This is a genomic window from Halobaculum marinum, from assembly GCF_029338555.1.
In the GTDB taxonomy this organism is placed as follows: Archaea; Halobacteriota; Halobacteria; order Halobacteriales; family Haloferacaceae; genus Halobaculum; species Halobaculum marinum.
This window is the reverse complement of record NZ_CP119989.1, coordinates 2,013,103-2,034,503: the sequence shown is the minus strand read 5'-3', so window position 1 is coordinate 2,034,503 and position 21,401 is coordinate 2,013,103. Positions and strand designations below refer to the sequence as shown.

Below are 21,401 nucleotides of genomic sequence, written 5' to 3'. Positions count from 1 at the left end.
CCTCACACAGAACAGAAGCGGTCGGGTCGCCGTCAGTACCAGTTGTCCTCGACCGACGTCTCGATAGGCTCGCTGACGACGTTCGTGACGAGCGCCAGCGACACCAGGCCGACGGCGCCGTCGACGTGCTCCGGGTCGACCTCGCCGTCCCAGTCGGCCAGGCCGACGCCGAGTCGAGCCTTCTTGTCGAACGCCGTGACGAGCCACTCGTCTGGGAGCGTCCGGTCGCCCTCGTCGGCGTCGTTTACGAGTCGGAACAGGTACTTGAACGTCGTGTGCTCGCGGTCCGAGAGGTCTCCGCCCGCGTCGAAGCCGGGGACGTTGGGCGTGCCGAACAACTGGACCAGACGGTAGAGGGCGGTGCCGATGTCGTCGTGGGTGCCGCGGTCGGTCGGGTCCGGGTCGAGTTCGACGTACACGTCGTCGCGCTCGGCCGTGAGGTCGGCCTCCGCGAGCGTCTCGCCGTCGGCCTGCCGCGAGGCGATCTCCTCGCGACTCACGGGGATGAGCGTGAAGCCCTGCAGTTCCTCCGCTGGCGGCGCCTGCGGGTGGTCTCTGATGTCGACGGGCATCTCAGTAGGCGAACCCCATGAAGCCCTTCCAGCCGAGGTAGCCGGCGACGAGACAGGCCAGCCCCGTGGCGACGACGACCAGCGACTCGCCGTTCGAGATGCCTTGGATGCCGTTGAGGTCGAAGTAGAGGGTGACGCCGACCATCGTGAAGATGTATCCGACGACCAGCCCGACGATCATGACGCCCAGGGAGACGACCCCGAGCGGCCCCTTGAGCGGTTCGGGGACGCGGGTACTCACGGACATATGTCTATCGGCAGTCGGGGATGCCGGGTCTTAATTCCCCCGCTACGCGGTGCCATACGGATCGTCCACATGCGGTCACCGTGACCGTCGGGCGGGCGTCACTGCTCGCGGTTCGCGCCGTCGCCGTCCCCCTCCGAGGAACGGCGTCGCGCACTGTCACCGGGAGCCGCGTCGCCCAACGGACTCATGGACGGGTCGAACGACTCCTCTGGGCCGTCAGCGTCGTCGCTCGCACCGCTCGAGGGGGCGTCATCGACGCGCTCGTGTTCGCCGCGTTCGCGCGCGTCGCTGGTGAGGCCGTACGACTCGGCGACGGGTTTGCGAGCGCGGTAGCCGATGGCGAGAGCGACGACGCCGGCGACGCCGTACACCACGACGGGCGTCGCGGTGACGCCGAGTTCGCCGGTCACGACGGTCAGGTGGAGCGCCTGTCCGATCGAGAGAGCGCCGACGACGAGCATCGACGTGGAGACGACTCCGAGAAGCCGGGTCGAGACCATATCGGGCATCGGACGGGGCCCGTGATAAGGACAGGGGAGGCGGGACAGCGAGTCGGTGAGAAACGGTCGTGAACGAGTCAGTCGAACGGTGGTCGGCGACGACCCCGGACGAGCGAGCTATCCGTCGCCGTCCTCGTCGACGACGATGACCTCGCCGTCTTCGACGGTGACGTTGATGAGCGTCTTCACGCTGTAGTCGGTGTCGTCGAGTTTGTTCGGGCCGGCCTTCTTGATCACCGCGACGACGTCGACGACGTCGGCGCCGATGTGGGTGAGGGCGTCGAGGATGCCCTTCATCGTGCCGCCGGTCGACAGCACGTCGTCGAGCACGAGCACGCGGTCGCCCTCGAACACGTCGTTGATGTACATCTCCGACTCCGAGTAGCCAGTCTGCTGGGACAGCGACACCTCACCCTCGAGGCCGTACTCGCGTTTGCGGATGACGACCAGCGGGATGTCCGTCATCAGCGACAGCGCGGTGGAGATGTGGATCCCCATCGCGGCGGGCGTGACGATCTTGTCGACGTCCTCGATCTGGGCCTTCCGGATGATCCGGATGACGATTTCGCGGAGCAGTTCGGGCTCCAGCATCGGGACCCCGTCGCTGATGGGATGCACGAAGTACTGGTACTCGCCCTTCTCGATAATCGGCGCGTCCAGCAGGGACTGACGCAGGCGGTCCATGTCGCCGGTACCGCTAGCTGCGTGAAAAGCGCGGCGAATCTGCGGCCACCGTGTCGGCTCCGAGTCACGTGCCGACCGGTGGTGAGGACGAACACCCGAACGTCGTGGTGGCCATCGTGTGTCTCGGCTCCCGATGGATGGTGAGCGGCGACCGACTCAGGCCGGCGTCCGGTCGACGGCGAGCGCCTGGGTCGTCGCGCCGTCGGCGGAGGTCCACTCCACGCGGACGGTGGTGTTCGCAGGGACCGGGTCGTCGGCGCCGACGGTGACCATGTCGCCGGCGGTGACGGGACCGTCGAATGCGGCGCTGTGACCGGACTCGGTGGTGAGCGTCAGGGACTTGGCGTTCTCGGCGTCTATCGTCGCGCCGCCGGTGTGGGTCGCCGTGACGTGATAGCCGTCGTCGACGGCGGTGTACGAGAACTCGAACGTCGTAGCGGGGGCGATTCCGGGCGAGGCGACGCCGACGGCGATCACCAGCGACCCGATGAGCGCCGCCAACGTGACGGTGATCGCGACCATGAGGACGACGCCCGCAATCGGCGAGAGCGCGCGCTCGCGACCGCCGGCGTCGACCGAGTGTGTGAGAGTGGACAACTGCATCGTGTGGCGTCCGCTCGGGCGGGTCGCGTGGTCCGCCACCCCCCAGCGGTGTCGACCGTTCGGACGCAGTTTGGGCACATTGGTAGCCGCCCGTTGCGCGTCGGTTAGTCGAGTCGTAGCCGGCTGGAGACCGAAGCCGTCCTGGTGACGTGTCGCGCGTCGAATGAGTCGACCACAGGGGCGTGAAACCGCGGCTCGTGCGGCCGATTCGGCAACACCTAAGTCCGCGACAGCCCAGCGTCCGCGTGTGCTGGAAACCGTTCTCGCCGTGGTGTTCCTCCCGTTCCTGGGAGCCGCCATCACCCCGCTCGTGTATCGGGTGCTGGGGGAGCGCACGGCGTACTATGCGGCCGCGGTGGCGGCCGTCTGTCTCGGGCTCGTCACCCGTCTGTACCTCACCGGTGCACACGGGCTGGCGACCGCCGAGTGGGTGCCGTCGCTCGGCATCTCGCTGGCCTTCTACGTCGACGGGCTGGCGCTGTTGATCTCGTTTCTCGCCTCCGGCGTCGGCGTGCTGATCCTCACCTACTCTGGTGGGTACATGCACGGCGAGCCTGGGCAGGCGAAGTATTACGCGACGCTGCTGGCGTTCATGGGCTCGATGCTCGGCGTCGCGCTCGCGGCGGACCTGTTCGCGCTGTTCACGTTCTGGGAGCTGACGAGCCTCTCGTCGTTCCTGCTCATCGGCCACTACACCAGCGAGGCCGACTCCCAGTACGCCGCGCGCAAGTCGATGCTCATCACCGTCGCCGGCGGTCTGTTCATGCTGGTCGGCTTCCTCCTGTTCGCGTGGGCGGGCGACACCACCCTCATCGTCGGCGAGGGGTCGCTCACCGCCGACGCGACGGGCGTCGTCGAGACCCTGCGGACGGCTGGGCTGTTCCTCCCGACGCTGCTCTTGCTCGGGGTCGGCGCGGCGACGAAGTCCGCGCAGGTGCCGTTCCACGTGTGGCTCCCGAACGCGATGGAGGCACCGACCCCGGTGTCGGCGTTCCTCCACTCCGCGACGATGGTGAAGGCCGGCGTCTACCTCGTCGGGCGCTTCCGCCCGTTCTTCCTCGAAGAGTTCGCCGCCGCGGAGGCCGGCGTCCAGGCGGCGGGCGCCGCCGGGTCGGCTGCCGCCGCGACCGCCGAGGCGACCATCACGACGGTCCCCGAGTGGACGGCGGTGTTCACGACGTTGGGGCTGCTCACGATGACCGTCGCCGCCGTGCTCGCGGTGGGTGCGACCGACATCAAGGAACTGCTCGCGTACTCGACGGCCTCCCACCTCGGGCTCATCGTCGCCGGCTTCGGCGTCGCCAACACGTACGGCGCAGAGGCGGGCGCGTTCCACATCCTCAACCACGCGTCGTTCAAGGCGGCGCTGTTCCTCGTCGCGGGGATCATCGCCCACGAAGCCGGCACCCGCAAGATCGAACGGCTCCGGGGGCTCCGCCACGACCTCCCCGTCACCGCGGTGATCGCGGCGGCGGCGTCGCTGTCGATGGCTGGCATCCCGCCGTTCAACGGGTTCTACTCCAAGGAACTGCTGTTCGAGGCGACGTACGAGTTCGCCCACGAGGTCGGCGGGCTGACGTGGGCGTTCCCCGTCGTCGCCGTGCTCGGGTCGGTGTTCACGTTCCTCTACTCGATCAAGTTCCTCTCGCTGTTCCTCGGCGACCGCAACGAGGAGTTGGGCCACGTCCACTCGCCGCCGCTGGCGATGATCGTGCCGCCCGCCATCCTCGCAGTCGTCGTCGGGATCATCTCCGTCGACCCGATGATCGCCGTGAACGCCATCGTCGGTGACGCGTTCGGCTCGACGGTGCCCGGCGAGGCGCACTCGTTCAGCATCGGCCTGCCGACGACGCTGAAGCCCGCGGTGGTGATGAGCGCCATCACCATCGGCGTGGGCGCGCTCCTGTGGCCGCAGTACGACCGCATCCACGACGCGGTTCGGGCGGTGTTGACCGGCCCGGTGCGGGCGAACTGGTGGTACGACAACGGCGTCGAAGGGCTGACCGCGACCTCGAAGGCGGTCGTCCCGCGCGTCCAGAACGGGCTCGTTCGCACGTACGCGGCGTGGGCCCTGCTGGCCTCGTGTGCGCTCACCGTGGGCGCGTACGTCGCCACCGGCGTCGGCCTGCCGTCGCTCGCGGTGCCCGCGTCGACGACCGTCGCGGTCGGCGTCGTGCTCGCCGTGGCTATCGTCGGTGCGGTCGCCGTCACCGACGCCCCGTCGCACGTGGCGGGCGTCCTGACGCTGTCCATCCTCGGGTTCATGGTCGCGGTGTTCTACGTCCTCGCGGACGCCCCCGACCTGGCGCTCACCCAGTTGACCGTCGAGACGCTCGTGCTCGTCATCTTCCTGCTGGTGCTCGACCGACTGCCGGCGTGGTACGGCGAGAGCGAACGCCTGACAGTCGCGCGCGACGCGGTCGTCGCCGGCGCCGTCGGCCTCACGGTCGCGGTCACGGTGCTGGTGTCGACGGCGGCGTCGCCCGACACCATCGCCGACGGGCTGATCGCTCGAGCGGGGCTCCCGCCCGGCGAGCACGTCGGCCTGTTCGTCGACTACGGTGGCGGCTACAACATCGTGAACGTCATCCTCGTCGACCTCCGGGCGTTCGACACGCTGGGCGAAATCTCCGTCGTCGCGATGGCGGCGCTGGCCGTGCTCACACTGGTTCGCATGCGCGAGCGGGGTGAGGCGCGATGAGCGACAACGCCGACCGCGCGTCCGAGGCGCACGCAGCCGACTCGTCGGAGGCGGTCTCCGACCAGGCGTCGAACGGGTCGAACCACCCGAGCTACGACCGCCACACCACCGTCATCGCGCGGACGGTCGTCCGCGTCGTCGTCCCGATCATCCTCGTGACGGCGATTGGCCTGCTGTTCCAGGGGCACAACCGCCCCGGTGGCGGGTTCATCGGCGCTGTGCTCACGGTGACGGCGTTCGTGCTCGTGTACGTCATCTTCGGCTTGGACTACCTGCAAGACGAACTCTTGGGCATCGACGACCCGAACGACGGGACCCACGCTGCCGTCGAGCAGTACCGGTGGCTGTTCGCCGGTGGCCTCGCGCTCGCGGCGGGGAGCGGCCTGGTGCCGGTGGTCGCCGGACTCCCGTTCCTCACACAGGCGGTCCTCTTCTTGGAGGGCGTCCCGCTGTACGGGAACTTCGAGTTGGCGTCGGCGTTCGCGTTCGACCTCGGGGTGTACCTCGCGGTCGTGGGTGGCCTGCTCACGGTGCTCGGGGAGGTGGGGTACGAATGACGCAAGTAGTGCTCGCGGCGACGCTCGGCCTACTGTTCGCGCTGGGGACGTTCCTCGTCCTCCGGCGCGACGTGGTTCGCGTCGTCTGGGGCGTCTCGATCATCTCACAGGCGGCCAACGTCTACCTGATCACGATGGGTGGGCTGTCCGGGGGCGCGCCGATCGGCGCGTTCGAGGAGTCGACCCCGACGGACCCGCTGGTACAGGCGCTGGTGCTCACCGCCATCGTCATCGGCTTCGGGACGACGGCGCTGGCGCTGGTGCTCACCTACCGCGTGTACGAAGAACACGGGACGATCGACACCCGCGCGCTCGCGGAGGCCGATCGGACCGCCGCAGACGGCGGGACGACCGCCGGCGGGACCGACGCGGAACCGACACACGACGATGGAACCGATGACACGGAGGAGCCGACGGTGACGGACGGAGGTGTCGAGCGATGACCGATCAGATCGTCGTCGCACCGGTGCTGGTCGCACTGGTGACGGCGATTGTCGCGCTGTTGGCCCGCTTCGACGGGCACGTTGAGAAGGGGGTCAGCCTCGCGGGCGCGACGGCGTACCTCGTCGCTACAATTGCAGTGTTCGACCGCGTGGTGCTGTCGGGTGGCGGGACGACGCTGACGTACGGCGTCTCCAACTGGAACGCGCCGTTCGGTATCGCGCTCGTCGCCGACTCGCTGTCGGCGTTCATGCTCGCGCTCGCTGGCCCCGTCGTGCTCGCGGCGGCCGTCTACTCGGTCGTCTACGTCGGCGAGGAGGGACAGCTGCTCTCGTACCACCCGCTGTTCCACTTCATGGTCGCCGGTGTCTCGGGGGCGTTCCTCACCGGCGACGTGTTCAACCTCTTCGTGTGGTTCGAGGTGATGCTCATGTCCAGCTACGTGCTCGTCCTCTTCTACTCGGGGCGCGAGCACACCCGCGCGGCGCTCGGCTACGTCGTGCTCAACTTGCTGGCGTCGGCGCTGATGCTCGTCGCCATCGGTGGCCTGTACGCGACGACCGGGACGCTCAACATGGCGGACATGGCCCGGCGACTCGCCGACCCGGCTGCGTACGGCGTCGCGCTGGCGCCGACGCTCGGACTCGGATCGCTCCTGCTGGCGGTGTTCGCCGTGAAGGCCGGCATAGTGCCGTTCCACTTCTGGGTGCCGTCCGCGTACCGCGCGGCGCCGGCGCCGGTGACGGCGGTGCTCGCGGGCGTCGTGAAGAAGGTCGGCGTGTACGCCATCATCCGGCTGTTCTTCACCGTGTTCGGCGGCGCCGCCTACGTGAACGGCTCCACGTTCGGCTACGTCGGACCGGTGCTCGTCCTGCTGGCGTGCGCGTCCATCGTGTACGGCGGCATCGGCGCGGTGGGGCGCGAGGACGTCGACGGCCTGCTGGCGTTCTCCAGCATCGGGCAGGTGGGGTTCATCGCACTCCCGCTGGGCGTGGCGATGGCGGTGCCGTCCGCGACGACGACGCTCGCGGGGGCGGAGACGACCGTCGCGGTGCTCGGCGTCGCGGCGGCGCTGGTGTACTCGTTCAACCACGCGCTCGCGAAGCCGGCGCTGTTCCTCGCGTCCGGCACGCTCCACTCCGCCGTGGGGACGACCGACTTCGCCCGCCTCGGCGGACTGGCGCGGCGGGCGCCGATCCTCGCGACGGGCTTCCTGCTCGGGGGCCTCTCGCTGGTGGGCGTGCCGCCGCTCATCGGCTTCTTCGGCAAACTGCTCGTGTTCCGGACCGTCGCGGAGGGTGTGGCCGTCGGGGTCCCCGCCGGCTGGCTCGTCGCCGTGACGATGCTCGCGGGTGCGATCCTCACCATCGCGTACATCACCCGCGGGTGGAACGCGATCTTCTGGGGCGAGGCGTCCGAGACGGTGGCGACCGTCATCCCCGAACGGTGGGGGCGGAGCCGGTACACGGGCGAGGGGAACGCCATCGCGGACGGCGGCCCCTCGGTCGTCACCGACCGCGCGCTCGTCGTGCAGGTGACGGTCGTCGTCGTGCTGGCGGTGGCGCTGGTCGGCTTCGGCATCGGCGCGGAGTTCGTCGTCGACGCGGCGACCGACGCCGCGCAGGCCGCGACCGACACGACCGGCTACGTCGAGGCCGTCGATCCGGTCGACCCGGGCACCGACTACGGCGGGGGCGACGGTAGCTCCGGCGGGAGTCACAGCCTCGACGCGTTCGACGGGGGTGAGCTCTGATGCGTCGCTGGATCACGAACGCGTTGGTGTTCACCGTGCTGTGGATATTCGTCCGCGGCGTCGAGTTGACGCCTGTCAGACTCGCCGAGGAGGCGCTGATCGGCCTCCTCGTGAGCCTCCCGCTCGCGTACGCCATCCGTCACTTCTACCAAGGACCGCCCGTCGCGCGCAGCGTCCGGGTGGTGCCGTACGTTCTACTGTACCTCGCCGCGTTCGTGCGCGAACTGCTCGTGGCGAACCTCTCGGTCGCGCGCGTCGTCGTCTCCCCCTCGCTCCCCATCGACCCGGCGGTCGTGGAGGTGCCGCTGCGGGTGGAGTCGGACGCCGCCGTGACGACCATCGCGAACTCGATCACCCTGACGCCGGGGACGCTGACCATGGACTACGACGCAGACGCAAACAGCCTGTACGTGCACAGTCTCTCGGGCACCGACATCCTCGACCCGATCCGGACGTGGGAGGACTACGCGCTCGTCATCTTCAACGAACCGCTCAAACCCGGCGACCCGGTGCCGGAACCGCGGACCGACGGGGGCGACCGATGACCGAGGCGTCCGCGCTCGGGGGCGTGCTCCCGCTCGTGTTGCAGGGTGCGCTCGTGTTGGCGGCACTGCTCACCCTCGCGGTCGGGTACCGCGTCATCACGGGGCCGACGACGCCCGACCGCGTCGTCGCGCTCGACGTGATCGCGACGAACGTCGTCGCCATCGCGGCGCTGTACGCCATGATCGAGGGGCTCGGCCTGTTCCTCGACGTGGCGCTCGTGCTCGCGATCATCGGCTTCATCAGCACCATCACCGTGGCTCGGTACGTGACCGAGGGGGACATCATCGAGTAACCATGGCTGGAACAATCGCAACCTCGCCGCCGGGCGTGCTCGTCTCGCTCGTCGTCGTCACGCTGGTCGTCGTCGGGTCGTTCTTCCTCCTCGTGGGGACGGTCGGCCTGCTGCGACTCCCGAACGTGTACAACCGCCTCCACGCCACCTCGAAGGCGACGACGCTGGGAGCCTCCGGTATCGCACTGGCCGCCTGGGCGTACTTCGGCCCGGGCGGCGCCGGCCTGAAGGCACTCGTCACGGTGCTGTTCTTGTTCCTGACGGCGCCGACCGGCGGCCACATGATCTCGCGGGCCGCTCAGCGGATGGGCATCGAGTTCGAGGACGGCGTCAACTGGCCCGGCCGCATCGACGAGCAGCCGGAACAGCCAGCGGACGGAAGCGAGAACGCGGACGACTGACGCCCGCGGACGCCTCGCTCCCTCGCGCAGTCACTCGGACAGATCCGACGCGAGTTCGTCGGCGACGCGCAGCCCAAGATCCAGTTTCTCGCCGGCGACTTCGCCGACCGAGTCGTCGCGGACGACCAGCGCCCGCGTCTCGGCGGCACCCATCACGCTGGCGTCGTTGGCGACGACGAACGCGAGGTTAACACGCTCCAGCGTCTGTCGGGCGCGCTCGACGAGCGCGTCCTCGTCGCCTTCGCTCTCGGCTTTGAACCCCACGAGCGTGAGGTCGGGGTACTCGGCGCGGACGGTGTCGAGCAGTTTCGGCGTCGGCGTGAGTTCCAGCGTCAGCGACTCCTTGCCCGAGCGGATCTTCTCGCCCGCCGCCTCGACAGTGTAGTCGGAGATGGCCGCAGCCGAGACGAGTGCGTCGGCGTCGGCGCACGCCTCGACAGCGGCGTCGGTCATCTCCGCTGCCGACTCAACGTCGACGACGTCCGCCCACGGCGGGTCGCCGGCCTCGCCCGCGGCGCTCGCGTCGTGCAGGAGCGTCACGTCGGCCCCGCGAGCGGCGAGCGCGCGAGCGACCGCCCGACCCGTTCGGCCCGACGCCCGCGAGGTGAGCACCCGGACGGTGTCGACCGACTCGCTCGTCGCCCCGGAGGTGACGACGACGCGCTTCCCCTCCAGGGGGCGCTCGCCGGCGGCGCGTGCGACCCCAGTGACGATGGCGTCCTCGGTCGCGATTTTCGCTTTCCCCTCCTCGATCCGCGGGTCGACGAACTCGACGCCCCACGACTCGACGCGGTCGATGGCGTCGAGGACGCCCGGGTGGTCGTACATGGGTTCGTGCATCGCGGGGGCACACACCACGGGCACCCCGGCGCCGAGTGCGGTCGTCACGCACGTCGTGACCGGCGTGTCGTCGACGGCGGCGGCGACCTTCCCGACCGTGTTCGCAGTGGTCGGGGCGAGCAAGAGCACGTCCGCCCAGCCGTCGCGACCGCACAACTCGACGTGTTCGACGCGCCCGGTGATCTCGGTGACCACGTCGTGCTCGGTCGCGAACTCGACGGCCCACGGGTGGACGATACCGGTGGCGGCGCCCGTCATCACTGCGCGGACGCTCGCGCCGTGGCGGCGGAGTTCGTGCGCCAGTTCGACGACTTTCACCGCCGCGATAGAGCCGGAGACGCCGAGCGCGACGTTGGTGTCGGCGAGAAGATCGCTCATTGACGCGTCGGTTGGGCGGTACGGGTGGTAAATCCTCGCGGTCCGCCAGTGAAGCAAGGCGACCCCACCCCTCGCTCGTCAGTCGTCTCCGTCGACCGCCTCCCCGCCGCCGCCGGTCTCGTACCACTCGGGGTCGACGCGTCCGAGGTCGTCGTCGACGAGGCTCGGGTGGGTGCGCTGGCGGTCGGCGTGGGCCTCCTCGAAGAACGCGCGCATCGTCTCGCGCGACTCGACCGCGCGGCGTTCCTGTTCGCTCGCGGTGATCTCCTCACACCCGGGCGGCACCTCCCGCCCGCGGTCGGTGAAGTAGCCCTCAGGCACCACCCAGTCGTGGTAGAACGGCACGTCGGCGTCGTGGAGCAGGGTGATCGCGGCCTCGGCAGCGTGCCCCGCGGCGACGACCGCCTGGTGGTAGCGTTCGGCGATCCGGCCAGCGGCGTACACGCCGTCGACGGAGGTGCGCCCGAGGTCGTGGTCTTCGACGTAGCGCTTGCTCCCGGCGTCGCGGACGGCGACACCGAGGCCGTCGAGGTAGTCGGCGTCGGCCCACGAGGCGGCCACGACGCGGGCGGCGGTGACGGCATTCCCGTCGTCGACGGCGGCGGTGAACGCGCCCGCCTCGCCAGTGACCCCCTCGACGTGCCCCGAACGGATCTCGGCGCCGTTGCGCTCGGCCTGCTCGCGGAGCATGTTGGCGAACAACCGCGGGTTCACGCCTGCGGGGAACCCGGGCACGTTCTCGAGGTGGGCGTTGCGTCGCAGGATCGACTCGTCGCCGGCGACGACCAGCGTCGCGAGGTCCGCACGCGCGAGGAACGTCGCCGCAGTGAGCCCGGCGACGCCCCCACCGACGACGAGCGCGTCGTACTCGCACTCGGTGTCGAGGACGGTGTCGGTCATATCCGGCGGCAGGTCGGCGGCGGGCAAGAATGGTGCGAAAGCCGGCGCCGTCGCTCAGTCGGTCGACGGCCCCGTCCCCGCCAGCGTCTCTGCCTGTCGCTCGCGCGCCCGCTGGACGAACTCCTCGGGCAACGACTCGATCTCACCGGCCTGTACGCCCCACAACTTCGCGTACAGCCCGTCCGCCCGCAACAACTCGTCGTGGCCGCCGCGCTCGACGACCTCGCCGCCCTCCAACACGAGCACCTCGTCGGCGCTTTTCACCGTCGAGAGGCGGTGAGCGATGACGAAGGTGGTGCGGTCCTCGGCGAGCCGGTCGAGGCTCCGCTGGATGAGCATCTCCGTCTCCGTGTCGACCGCACTGGTCGCCTCGTCGAGCACGAGCACGTCCGGGTCTTGGAGCACGACGCGCGCGATGGAGAGCCGTTGGCGCTGGCCGCCCGACAGCTTCACGCCGCGCTCGCCGATCCGGGTGTCGTAGCCGTCCGGCAGGTTCTCGATGAACTCGTGGGCCTCCGCCGCCTTCGCCGCCGCGACGACCTCGTCGCGGTCCGCGTCGAACCGCCCGTACCGGATGTTCTCCGCGACGGTGCCGTCGAACAGGTACGTGTCCTGGCTGACGTAGCCGACCGCCGAGCGCAGTGAGCGGAGGCTCACCTCGCGCACGTCGTGGCCGTCGACGCGGACCGCACCCCCGGTCACGTCGTACAGTCTGAGGAGCAGTTTCAGGAGCGTCGACTTACCGGCGCCTGTCGGCCCGACGAGCGCGACCGTCTCGCCGGGGTCGACCGCGAAGTCCACGTCCCGGAGCACCGTCTCGCCGCCGTCCTCGTAGGCGAAGTCGACGTGGTCGTACTCGACCGCGCCCGCCACGTCGCCGAGGTCGACCGGGTCCGCGACCTCTGTCACCTCACGCGGGATGTCCTGGAGACCGAACACGCGCTCACAGGAGGCCTTCGCGTTCTCGTACTGCGAGACGATGTTCGACACCTCCGCCAGCGGCGTGACGAACCGCTGGGTGAGGAACAGGAACGTGACGAACGTCCCGGCGCTCAACTCGCCGGTCAGCGGGCCAGGTGCGGTGCCAGTCACGATCCACAGCCCGCCGACGAGGAACGTCGTCGCGAACGCGATGCCCGCGAACAGTTCCATCCCGGGTCGGTACACGTAGTTGAGCCGGAGCATCGCGAGCGTCTTCTGGAAGTAGTCGTAGGAGGTGTCCTCGACGCGCTCGGTCTCGTACGCCTCCGTCCCGGTCGTCTTCACCAGTTGGATCCCGCCGAGGGCGTTCTCGAGCCGGGTGTTCAGGTCCGCAACCGCCTCCCGTTGGGCGGCGTAGCGGGGTTCGACCGCTTTCATGAACCAGTAGGTGAACAGCACCATCCCCGGCACGACGACGAGCGTGACCGCCGCCAACTGTGCGTTGGCGTCGAACAGGACGATGCCGATGCCCAGCAGCATCACGCCGAGACGGACGGAGTTTTGGAGCGCGTCGTCGAGGAAGCGTTCCAGGTTCGTGGCGTCGTTGTTGAGGACGGACATCACCTCGCCGGTCTGTTTGTCGTCGAAGAACGCCATCGACAGGTCCTGCATCTTGGCGTACGAGTCCGTCCGCACGTCGTGCATCACGCGGTGGGCGAAGTTGTTCGCCGAGATGCCGTACACCCACGTCAGCGCCGCGGTGACCGCGAACGCGCCGACGATGAGCCACACCGAGAACCAGAACTGTGCCTCGTCGGGTGCGGTCGTCGGGAGCCACGCCGCCGGCACCAGGGGAAGCGTGTACGGCTCGTCGCCGGTGAAGGCGGCGTCGATGGCGACCCCCAACACCAGCGGCGGGAGGAGACTCGCCCCGCGGGCGATGACGTTCGCCGTCATCCCGAGCACCAGCCACGGCCACTTGTCGAGTCCGTACTCGGTGAACAGGCGGTAGAGGGGGCGCTCGACGCGGTCACGGTACACGTCGAACGCGCTCTCCTCCTCGACACTCATTACGAATCGAAACCGGTGCCGGCGACTTATTCGGACCGGTCCCGGACGCCGCCGCGGACTCAGCACTGATACTCCGATAGCTATTCCTAAACGTCTCCTGCAAGCAGTTCGGGTATGAACGGTGCCGCCGGGTCGGACACGTCGGATCCGGCGACGATTGGGGACGCCGGCGGCGACCTGGCCCGCCACGCCGACCTGCAGGCGCTGGTGGTGGACGCGTCGACGACGCTCACCTCTGCGAACCCGGACGAACTGGACGCGAAGCTTCGGTGGACCCTCAGCTCCGTCGCTACGGGCCTCGAAGCGGAGCACGCCGCGGTGTATGGAGACGTCGCTGAAGTGGCAGACGGGAGCGACAACGAGGCTCCCGAGGCGGACTACGAGTTGGTCAGTTCCTGGAGTCGAGCGGGCGACAGCTTCGTCGAGAAGTGGGTCGACGAGGAGGCGGGCGTCGGTCCGCTCATCTCGCAGGTCCTCGACGAAGGCGCCGTCCGCCTCGCGCAGCTCTCCGACGACGCCACGCACGTCCCGCCGGGGACCGAACGGCTCCGAGCCGACGGCGTCGAGAGCGTGCTCGCGGTGCCGGTCGTGCGAGACTGGGAACTGTGGGGCGTCCTCTCGTTCGCCGGCTGCGGCAGCCGGGAGCGGTGGACCGACCACGAAGTCGTCCTCGTCCGCTCGTTGGCGGAGTTGATCGCCAACGCGCTGGCAAGAGTCGAACGCGAGCGCCGGCTGGCCGCCCAAAACGAGCGGCTAGAGCAGTTCGCCTCGGTCGTCTCCCACGACCTTCGCAATCCCCTGAACGTGGTGCTCGGATCAGTCGATCTGGCGGAAGAGACGTCCGAGACCGCCCATTTCGACCGGGCACGTCGAGCGGCCCAACGGATGGACGGGATCATCGACACCGTCCTCGGCCTCGCGCGGGCCGGTCGCGACATCGGCGAGGTCGCACCCGTCTCGCTCGACGGCCTCGCGTGGACCGCGTGGGACGCCGTCGACACCGGCGCCGCGACGCTGGACGTCGACGCGCCCGGGCGCGTCGAGGCCGACGAGAACCGCCTGTTCGACGCCCTCTCGAACCTCTTTCGCAACGCGGTCGAACACGGCGGTGCCGACGTGCACGTCGTCGTCGGGGCGCGAGCGGACGGCGACGGCTTCTACGTCGCCGACGACGGCGTCGGGCTCCCGGGCGACACGGACGACTTGTTCGCCCGCGGCTGCTCCGGTGACGCCGGCGGGACGGGCATCGGGCTCACCATCGTCCAGCAGGTCGTGGAGGCCCACGGGTGGCGGGTGGATGCCGGCGAGAGCAGCGCCGGCGGCGCGCGCTTCGACGTGCTCGTGGACTCCTAAGCCCACATCTCAACCCCAGGACGATCTCCCCACGACGGGGCAGTTTGGGAGTCCGTTCGTGGGTGGGCCCGTCAGTCTGCCGCGCTCTCGTCTTCCACTTCTGACACGGGCCGGCGGGGAGTCACCGTGGGACCCTCGGGACCGAAGCCCACGTCGGCGACCACGCCGAACACCTCCCGGAGGAGCTCCTCGGTCACGACCTCGTCTGGCGGTCCCCACTCGTACGGCTCGCCGTCCTTCAGCGCGATCAGGTTGTCCGCGAAGCGCGCGGCCTGCCCGATGTCGTGGAGGACGACACACACCGTGACGCCGTGGTCGGCGTTGAGCTCCCGGACCGCATCGAGCACGCGCAGTTGGTGGTGCAAGTCGAGGTACGTCGTCGGTTCGTCGAGCAACAGCGCGTCCGTCTCCTGTGCGAGCACCATCGCGAGCCACGCCAACTGCGCTTGCCCCCCCGAGAGTCCGCCGACCGGCCGGTCGGCGAGGTGCTCGACGCCGACGCGCTCGATGGCACGGTCGACCGCGCGGTAGTCGGCCTCGCGCAACCCCTCGAAGAAGCCGCGGTGGGGGTAGCGCCCGTGCGTGGCCAGTTCCCGGACGGTCGTCGACTCGGGGGCGGCGTGGTCCTGCGAGAGGAGCCCGAGTCGTCGGGCGAGTTCGCCGGTCTCGTACGACTCCACGGCTGCGCCGTCGAAGGCGACGACGCCACGGTCGGGCGACAGCTCCGCGTTCATCGCCTTCAGCAGTGTCGACTTCCCGCTCCCGTTCGGCCCGACGAGCGCCGTTATCTCGCCGGCTGGCACGTCCAGGCGTTCGGCCTCGACGACCGGGTCGCCGCCGTACGAGAGCGCCACCTCCTCGATGGAGATGCCGGGAGAGGCGGTGTTTCGGGCGTCCGCTGTCTCGTCGGTCGGAGACGCGTCGTCGTCCGCGCTCATAGTCCCCCCAACCCCTCCTGGCGTCGCATCAGGTAGAGGAAGTACGGCCCGCCGATCAGGCCGGTGACGATGCCGACCGGGAGCTGTGCGGGCGAGAGCGCGAGGCGAGCGCCCACGTCGGCGAGCGTGACGAGCGCGGGGCCCGCGAACACGCACGCGACGACGAGACGCTTGTAGTCGGAGCCGACGAGTTGGCGCACCATGTGCGGGACGATGAGCCCGACGAAACCGACGATACCGGCGACGGCGATTGCCGTCCCCGCCGCCAACACCGCCACCGCCGACAGCGCGAACCGGACGCGCTCGACCGACATCCCGAGCGAGCGTGCGGTTCGCTCGCCGAGCAAGAGGACGTTCAACTGCCGCGCACCGACCAGCGTCAGCGGGACTGCGACGAGCGTCCACGGGAGCGACATCCGCACCTGCTCCCAGTCGACGCCGGTGAGCGACCCCGTCGTCCACGCCAACGCCGACTGGACCACGCCGAGGTCGTCGGCGAAGAAGAACAGCCCCGTCTGGAGCGAGCCGAACACCGTCGAGACGATGACGCCCGCGAGGACGAGTCGCACGGGGTCGGTGCCGCCCTTCCACGCGATGGCGTACACGAGGAGGAACGCGACCGCGCCACCGCCGGCGGCGATGAGCGGGAGAAACGCCGCCAGTCCGGAGAACACGACGAGCGACAGGAGGATGGCGAGCCCCGCCCCCGCCGAGACGCCGAGGATGAACGGCGATGCGAGTTCGTTGCGGGTCACCGCCTGGAACACCGCGCCCGACACCGCCAAGTTCGCGCCGACGAGTACACCGACGAGCACCCGCGGCATCCGAATCTGCCAGACAATCAGCGTCTCCTTCGGGAGGTCGACCGCCGCCGTCGATAGGCCGACGGCGGCTGCGACCGCGTTGCCGAGGCCCTCACCGAGGAACAGTCGCAAGAGCACCTGCGGGTTCGTCCACACGAGAGGGTCGAACACGGCGGCCCACGCGGTGCCGACGGACATCGTGAACGCGCCGAAGCTCACCTGCACGAGGCCCGAGGCGACGACGATGGCCGTACTCACGAGCGCGACCGTCACGAGCGAGGAGTCGATCCACGACAGGGGGCTGTCAAACTCCCTGACCGTCTCGCCGGTCTCACTGGCCACGGCGATCACCAGTTCCGATCATACGTTTTAGGCTCGCCTAAGACAGTAAAAAGCGTGTCGAAGCGGTGGGTCGAAGCAGCGGGGAGGGGCGCCGCGCGTCGAAGCGATCCGTCGAGGATGCACCTGACCCCAGACCGGATCAGCTCGCCGGGTGGACGCGAGTCAGGCCGGACGGGCCGCCCGACGGGTTCGTCGCGGCCGTCAGTCGCCACCGCTCCGAGGTGGGCCGCGTCACGTTGGTGATCGCCGCCGAGCGGACCGACGCTCGGCCGAACAGCGCGACGGACACCGGGAGCGTGACCAGCCGATCATCCTCGTGGTCCGCGAGCGCGTAGCCGTCCACCTCGACCCGCCACCGTCCCGCCGTCTGGTCGAGGTCGACCCGCGGTGTCGACACCGCGTACGAGCCGAGCATCCCGGCCGACTGGAGTCGGTCGAGGATCGCCGTCACGGGGTCACGCTGAGCGGGTGGCTCTCTGGCCGACAGTCGCCTGCCAGCAGCACGGAGCAGTCGCGCGGTCTCGTCGTCGTCGAGGCGCGTGTCGAGTTCGACCGCGATGCTGTCCAGCAGCTGGAGACACAGTTCGTCCGGCTCGTCTACCCTCTCCGCCGCCGCGAGGTACTCGTCCATGATCGCGTCCTGCAACGTCGCGTACGGCGAGTCGGCGATCGCTTCGAACACGGCGCCGGCGACGGTGTGACAGAGGTCGATCGCGGAGTCGGGGAGGTGACTCCGGTCCGTTGAGGCGGAAGACCCGTCGCCAGCCGCGTCTTCGGGCATCGTCGTGCCCGTCGCACCAGCCGGCACCCGCGCCTGGCTGAAGGGCGTCGTCGGGAGCGACCCGTCGGGGCACTCCACGGCGACGAGGTCGTACACCGGCACCTGCGGGTCGTACCGACGCAGCGCCGCTCGGTACTGCTCGCCGCACCGGATCGCGGCCCGAGCGGTCTCGCGGTCGGTGAACGCCAGCCCGGCGACCGGGACCGGTCGCTCACCGGTGCGCCCACAGCAGATGCGGTACGCGCCGGTCGGGTCGGCGAGCGAGTCGATGTGGCGACGGAGGTCGCCGAGTGTGGTGCCGATCATCGGTCGTGCGTGGTGGTCGTCGGGGGCGTCTCCATGGAGTGTCGGACGTGGACGTTATGGCCTCACACCACGTCGCCGTCGAGGATCGACTGGACGCGGTCGCGGTCGAACAGACGCTCTCCTTCGGGCACGTCGAATGGTGCCTCGAGGTCGACGGCGCCGAACTCGTCGGGGTAAAAGAGTCGTGCAGTCAACTCCGTTTGGAACGCGTTGACGAGCGGACCTTGCTCGGCGGTCGGCCCGGGCAGGACGCGACCCGCTTGCACGGCGGCGAGTTGGCTCCCGACGTCGTCGTTCTCCATCGGCGCGACGTACTGTTCGCGGAACGCCTCTGCGTCGAAGGCGCCGTCGCCGTCGAAGGTCACCGAGCCGGTCGTGATCCCCCAGTGGACGAGGATCAGGTCCGGGTCGACCTCCAGCATCGTCTCGTAGTCGGTCGCGCCGTACTGGCCGGTCTCGACGCCCCCGAACGCGTCGGCATCGACCAGCCCGAGATCGCGGTACGGCTTCATCTCGTAGCCGTTGTCCTCGAGGTTCAGGACGTAGAACTCACCCTCGCCGGGGGCCGACCCGCCGTTGATCAGCGCGATGGACGGGGTGTCGGCGTCCGCCGGCAGCCGCGACCGGACCTCCGACTGGAGCCCGTCGTGGAGGTCGAGCCACGCCCGCGCCCGCGCCGGCTCGTCGAGCACCTCGCCGACCGCCTCGAACGACTCCAGCATCGACGGCGCCCGTTCGGGGTAGCCGAGTTCCTGCTGCCACTCCCCCCGGATCCGGCGGTTGTAGCACCCGAAGAACGGGGCGACGTTGGACTCGATCTCGTCGACGTCGTCGTCGTCCCAGTCGTCGTCCCACGCTTTGAACAGGTTCGGGTCGATCATGAACACGTCCGGGTCCAGTTCGTACAGCACCTCCTTCGGGATCCCGCCGTCCTGCCACAGCGGCGGGTAGTCGATGTCCCATTCGACGTCGAAGCGGTCGTAGAACATCGTCGGCGCGACCAGCCGGTTCGTGCGGAGTTTGTCCGCCTGGCCCAGGGAGACGACCATGTCAGCCCACCCCATGTTGTAGGTGACGACCGACTCCGGGACCGACTCGAACTCGACCTCACCGACCGGGAACAACTCGACCGAGTAGCTCCCGTCGGTGGCCGTGTCGGTGTCGGCGGCGGTCGGACTCTCGGTCCCGGTCGGCTCGGTGCTCGAAGCGGGTGACTCGGTGCCGCTGGCGGCACAGCCGGCGAACAAGCCGCCGGTCGCGACGGCTGCTCCGTACTTCACGTAGTCCCGTCGCGTCGGGGCTCCGGTCGTCGTCTCGTCGTCGGACATACTCGATTAGGCCCACCTAAAACACTAAACCGTTCCGATTTTTTGGCAAGCCAAAATCCGCTCGCAGCCCACCCCGCGGGACGACCCTCCTAGCAGCCCGCCGGTTCGTCGTCGCCGTCGAGGTACTCGCGGATCACGTCATCGTCTACGTGGTCGAGCAGGCGGCGCTGGCCCGCACGGTCGCGTTCAGCGGCCTCCTCGGCGTCGATCATCCGTGCGACGTACTCCGACCGGACGACGTCGTAGGCCGCTTCCACGGTGGCGTCGTCGACGGTGGCGTCGCCGACAACCTCGCGGTCGAACCAGTCTCGGGTGTCCGCCTCCCACTCGTCGTCGACGGCGTAGCGGTCCTCGTAGACGACCCAGTCGACGAGGTTGTCGCCGACGCCGGGCCAGAAGCGTGCGTCGAGGTCGTCTCGGGCGAGCGAGGTGGCCGCGCGAGCACCGTGGCCCGCGTTGACGACGGCTTGGTGGACCGTCTCGTCGGTCATCCATCCGGCGGCGTACAACCCCGTGACCGTGGTGCGTCCGTGTTCGGTCTCGGCTGCCCCGTACTCCGCATCGGTGTCGAGGCGGTCCTCCAGCGGCTCGAACATGTCGCCGTCGTAGGCCGTCGCCGCGAGGACGTACCGGACGACGTACTGCCCCTCGTCGCTGTCGACGGCGAACCCGCCCCGGGAGGCGGGGGGGTCGCTCGTGCCGCCGTCGTCGACGCCGTGCTCGGCGAGGTCGACGGTCGCCACGCGCTCGACGAGTTCCTCGCGGACCGTCGCTCCCTCGAACGTCGCCTGCTCGCGTCCGAGCGCGAGGAACCGCTCGGGCGAGACGCCCGCGGGGAACCCGAGGTAGTTCTCGAGGTGGGCACACTGACCGATGGCCGACTTCCCGCGGGCGAGCACGAGCGTGTCGAGCCCGTACCGCGAGAGGAACGTCGCCGCCGACAGCCCCGCGACGCCGCCACCGACGACCAGCACGTCGTGGTCGACCGCCGAGTCCGGGTCGGCGCCGACGGTCCCCTCGACGGTGTCCGTGCGAGCCATCAGAACTCCCCGGTGATGATGTCGCGGACGCGCTGGCGGTCGAACAGCTGTCGGTCCTCGGGCACCTCCGGGAACGACTCGGGGTCGAACTCGCCGAACTCCTCGGGGTACAGCTGTTGGGCCTTCATCTCCGTCTGGAGGAGGTTCACGATGGGTCCTTGCTCGCCGTACGCGCCAGGGTAGACTCGCCCGTTCTGGACGGCCGTGAGCTGGCTCCCGACGCCGTCCTCCTCCATCGGCCGGACGTACTGCTCGTGGAACGCCTCGGCGTCGAATCCGTCCGCCTCTGGCGTGGTGGTGCCGATCCCCCAGTGGACGACGATGATCTCGGGGTCGACCTCCAGCAGGCGCTCGTAGTCCGCCTCGCCCGCGGCCTCCAGATCCTTCGAGAAGGCGCTCTTCACGTCGAGATCGCGGTACGGCTTCATCTCGTACCCCTCGTCTTGTGTGTGGAGGGGGTAGAAGACGCCCTCCTCGGGGTTCGACCCGCCGTTGATCAGCCCGATCTCAGGGCGCTCCTCCTCGGGTGGGAGCCGGGACTGCACCTCAGAGAGCACCTCGTCGTGGAGCTCCGCGAACGCACGGTAGCGTTCCTGTTCTTGGAACGCCTCGGCGAGGCGCTCGAACGCGCCGTACATGCTGTACAGCTTGTAGTCGTGGAACTCGCGACGGCGCCGACAGTTGTTCCCGAAGAACGGCGCGACGTTGTCGCGGATCTCGGCGGTGTCGTCGGCGTCCCAGTCGTCGTCCCACCCCGTCCCGTGCAGGTAGGTGGGATCCATCAGGATCACGTCTGGATCGAGTTCGTAGAACACCTCCTTGTTCCAGCCGCCGGCGTTCCAGTCGGCCAACGCCGGCAGGTCGTCTTGTCCGGGAACGTCCAGCCCGAACGGCTCGAAAAAGAACCCAGGGATCATGTTTCCTGCGGTCAGGAAGCCGTCGCGTTGGCCCAGTGCGAACGCCATGTCCGCCCAGCCGCCGTTGTAGCAGAGCCACGTCTCGGGCACGTCCGGGAACGTCACCTCGCCCACCGGCACGATGGAGGCGGTGTACGCGGTGTCGGCTGTGGTAGTTGCCGACGCCGTCGTCTCTGAAGCGGTTCC

The 21,401-nt window shown here is 69.4% G+C and carries 21 protein-coding genes and 1 pseudogene; 8 read left to right on the top strand and 14 right to left on the bottom strand.

The genetic code is table 11. The features are described 5' to 3' along the window. Positions 1–32 precede the first annotated feature (32 nt). The 5 genes from P0R32_RS10565 to P0R32_RS10545 form a co-directional block, all read right to left on the bottom strand. Positions 33–572, bottom strand: a complete 540-nt coding sequence (locus tag P0R32_RS10565) for a hypothetical protein (RefSeq protein WP_276236933.1) — start codon at positions 570–572, stop codon at positions 33–35. 1 nt (position 573) lies between these two features. Next, positions 574–819, bottom strand: a complete 246-nt coding sequence (locus P0R32_RS10560) for a hypothetical protein (protein ID WP_276236932.1) — start codon at positions 817–819, stop codon at positions 574–576. A gap of 98 nt (positions 820–917) precedes the next feature. Then, entirely contained in the window at positions 918–1,319 is a 402-nt protein-coding gene (locus P0R32_RS10555; RefSeq protein WP_276236930.1) for a hypothetical protein, read from the bottom strand. 117 nt (positions 1,320–1,436) lie between these two features. Then, positions 1,437–2,003, bottom strand: a complete 567-nt coding sequence (gene hpt / locus P0R32_RS10550; RefSeq protein WP_276236928.1) for a hypoxanthine/guanine phosphoribosyltransferase — start codon at positions 2,001–2,003, stop codon at positions 1,437–1,439. Positions 2,004–2,159: 156 nt separating this feature from the next. Beyond that, positions 2,160–2,606 carry a type IV pilin N-terminal domain-containing protein gene (locus P0R32_RS10545; RefSeq protein WP_276236927.1) on the bottom strand — a complete coding sequence of 149 codons (447 nt, stop codon included), beginning with the start codon at positions 2,604–2,606 and terminating at the stop codon, positions 2,160–2,162. A 163-nt stretch (positions 2,607–2,769) separates the two neighbouring features. On the opposite strand from P0R32_RS10545, the gene mbhE reads away from it, so the two are divergent. From mbhE to mnhG, 7 genes and pseudogenes are all read left to right on the top strand, one after another. Continuing rightward, positions 2,770–5,307 (top strand): hydrogen gas-evolving membrane-bound hydrogenase subunit E, encoded by a 2,538-nt coding sequence (gene mbhE, locus P0R32_RS10540; protein WP_390219419.1) that lies wholly within the window; start codon positions 2,770–2,772, stop codon positions 5,305–5,307. Next, positions 5,304–5,864, top strand: coding sequence for an MnhB domain-containing protein (locus P0R32_RS10535; RefSeq protein ID WP_276236925.1), 561 nt, complete (start codon positions 5,304–5,306; stop codon positions 5,862–5,864). Before mbhE ends, P0R32_RS10535 begins: the two co-directional genes overlap by 4 nt. Beyond that, positions 5,861–6,166 (top strand): annotated as a pseudogene (locus tag P0R32_RS10530) (sodium:proton antiporter); the annotation flags it as partial. The gene P0R32_RS10535 and the pseudogene P0R32_RS10530, both read left to right, overlap by 4 nt. Positions 6,167–6,303: 137 nt before the next feature. After that, on the top strand, positions 6,304–8,058 hold the full coding sequence (locus P0R32_RS10525) for a complex I subunit 5 family protein (RefSeq protein ID WP_276236923.1): 1,755 nt from the start codon (positions 6,304–6,306) through the stop codon (positions 8,056–8,058). Continuing rightward, positions 8,055–8,603 (top strand): Na+/H+ antiporter subunit E, encoded by a 549-nt coding sequence (locus tag P0R32_RS10520; protein ID WP_276239393.1) that lies wholly within the window; start codon positions 8,055–8,057, stop codon positions 8,601–8,603. Before P0R32_RS10525 ends, P0R32_RS10520 begins: the two co-directional genes overlap by 4 nt. Then, positions 8,600–8,896 (top strand): MrpF/PhaF family protein, encoded by a 297-nt coding sequence (locus tag P0R32_RS10515; protein WP_276236922.1) that lies wholly within the window; start codon positions 8,600–8,602, stop codon positions 8,894–8,896. The genes P0R32_RS10520 and P0R32_RS10515 overlap by 4 nt, the downstream gene beginning before the upstream one ends. Positions 8,897–8,898: 2 nt before the next feature. Further along, positions 8,899–9,297 (top strand): monovalent cation/H(+) antiporter subunit G, encoded by a 399-nt coding sequence (gene mnhG, locus P0R32_RS10510; RefSeq protein WP_276236921.1) that lies wholly within the window; start codon positions 8,899–8,901, stop codon positions 9,295–9,297. A 30-nt stretch (positions 9,298–9,327) separates the two neighbouring features. Here the strand turns inward: mnhG and coaBC are convergent, their stop codons facing one another. The 3 genes from coaBC to P0R32_RS10495 form a co-directional block, all read right to left on the bottom strand. Continuing rightward, complete coding sequence (gene coaBC, locus P0R32_RS10505; RefSeq protein ID WP_276236920.1) at positions 9,328–10,515, bottom strand: bifunctional phosphopantothenoylcysteine decarboxylase/phosphopantothenate--cysteine ligase CoaBC; 1,188 nt, start codon at positions 10,513–10,515, stop codon at positions 9,328–9,330. A gap of 78 nt (positions 10,516–10,593) precedes the next feature. Then, positions 10,594–11,415: an NAD(P)/FAD-dependent oxidoreductase gene (locus P0R32_RS10500; RefSeq protein ID WP_276236919.1), complete on the bottom strand. Its 822-nt coding sequence runs from the start codon at positions 11,413–11,415 to the stop codon at positions 10,594–10,596. A 54-nt stretch (positions 11,416–11,469) separates the two neighbouring features. Further along, the gene (locus P0R32_RS10495; protein WP_276236918.1) at positions 11,470–13,407 is read right to left on the bottom strand and encodes an ABC transporter ATP-binding protein; all 1,938 of its coding nucleotides are present in this window, start codon (positions 13,405–13,407) and stop codon (positions 11,470–11,472) included. Positions 13,408–13,521: 114 nt separating this feature from the next. Between P0R32_RS10495 and P0R32_RS10490 the strand changes: the two genes are divergently transcribed. After that, complete coding sequence (locus P0R32_RS10490; protein ID WP_276236917.1) at positions 13,522–14,760, top strand: sensor histidine kinase; 1,239 nt, start codon at positions 13,522–13,524, stop codon at positions 14,758–14,760. Positions 14,761–14,831: 71 nt separating this feature from the next. Here the strand turns inward: P0R32_RS10490 and P0R32_RS10485 are convergent, their stop codons facing one another. The 6 genes from P0R32_RS10485 to P0R32_RS10460 form a co-directional block, all read right to left on the bottom strand. Beyond that, positions 14,832–15,698, bottom strand: coding sequence for an ABC transporter ATP-binding protein (locus P0R32_RS10485; RefSeq protein ID WP_276236916.1), 867 nt, complete (start codon positions 15,696–15,698; stop codon positions 14,832–14,834). Continuing rightward, positions 15,695–16,843 carry a FecCD family ABC transporter permease gene (locus P0R32_RS10480; RefSeq protein WP_276236915.1) on the bottom strand — a complete coding sequence of 383 codons (1,149 nt, stop codon included), beginning with the start codon at positions 16,841–16,843 and terminating at the stop codon, positions 15,695–15,697. The genes P0R32_RS10485 and P0R32_RS10480 overlap by 4 nt, the downstream gene beginning before the upstream one ends. A 139-nt stretch (positions 16,844–16,982) precedes the next feature. After that, a complete protein-coding gene (locus P0R32_RS10475) occupies positions 16,983–17,930 on the bottom strand; it encodes a DUF7551 domain-containing protein (RefSeq protein WP_276236914.1) in 948 nt (315 codons plus the stop codon). Between the two features lie 62 nt (positions 17,931–17,992). Continuing rightward, entirely contained in the window at positions 17,993–19,258 is a 1,266-nt protein-coding gene (locus P0R32_RS10470; RefSeq protein WP_276236913.1) for an ABC transporter substrate-binding protein, read from the bottom strand. A gap of 89 nt (positions 19,259–19,347) precedes the next feature. Further along, positions 19,348–20,298, bottom strand: coding sequence for an FAD-dependent oxidoreductase (locus tag P0R32_RS10465; protein ID WP_276236912.1), 951 nt, complete (start codon positions 20,296–20,298; stop codon positions 19,348–19,350). Next, positions 20,298–21,329 carry an ABC transporter substrate-binding protein gene (locus P0R32_RS10460; protein WP_276236911.1) on the bottom strand — a complete coding sequence of 344 codons (1,032 nt, stop codon included), beginning with the start codon at positions 21,327–21,329 and terminating at the stop codon, positions 20,298–20,300. The genes P0R32_RS10465 and P0R32_RS10460 overlap by 1 nt, the downstream gene beginning before the upstream one ends. Positions 21,330–21,401 lie beyond the last annotated feature (72 nt).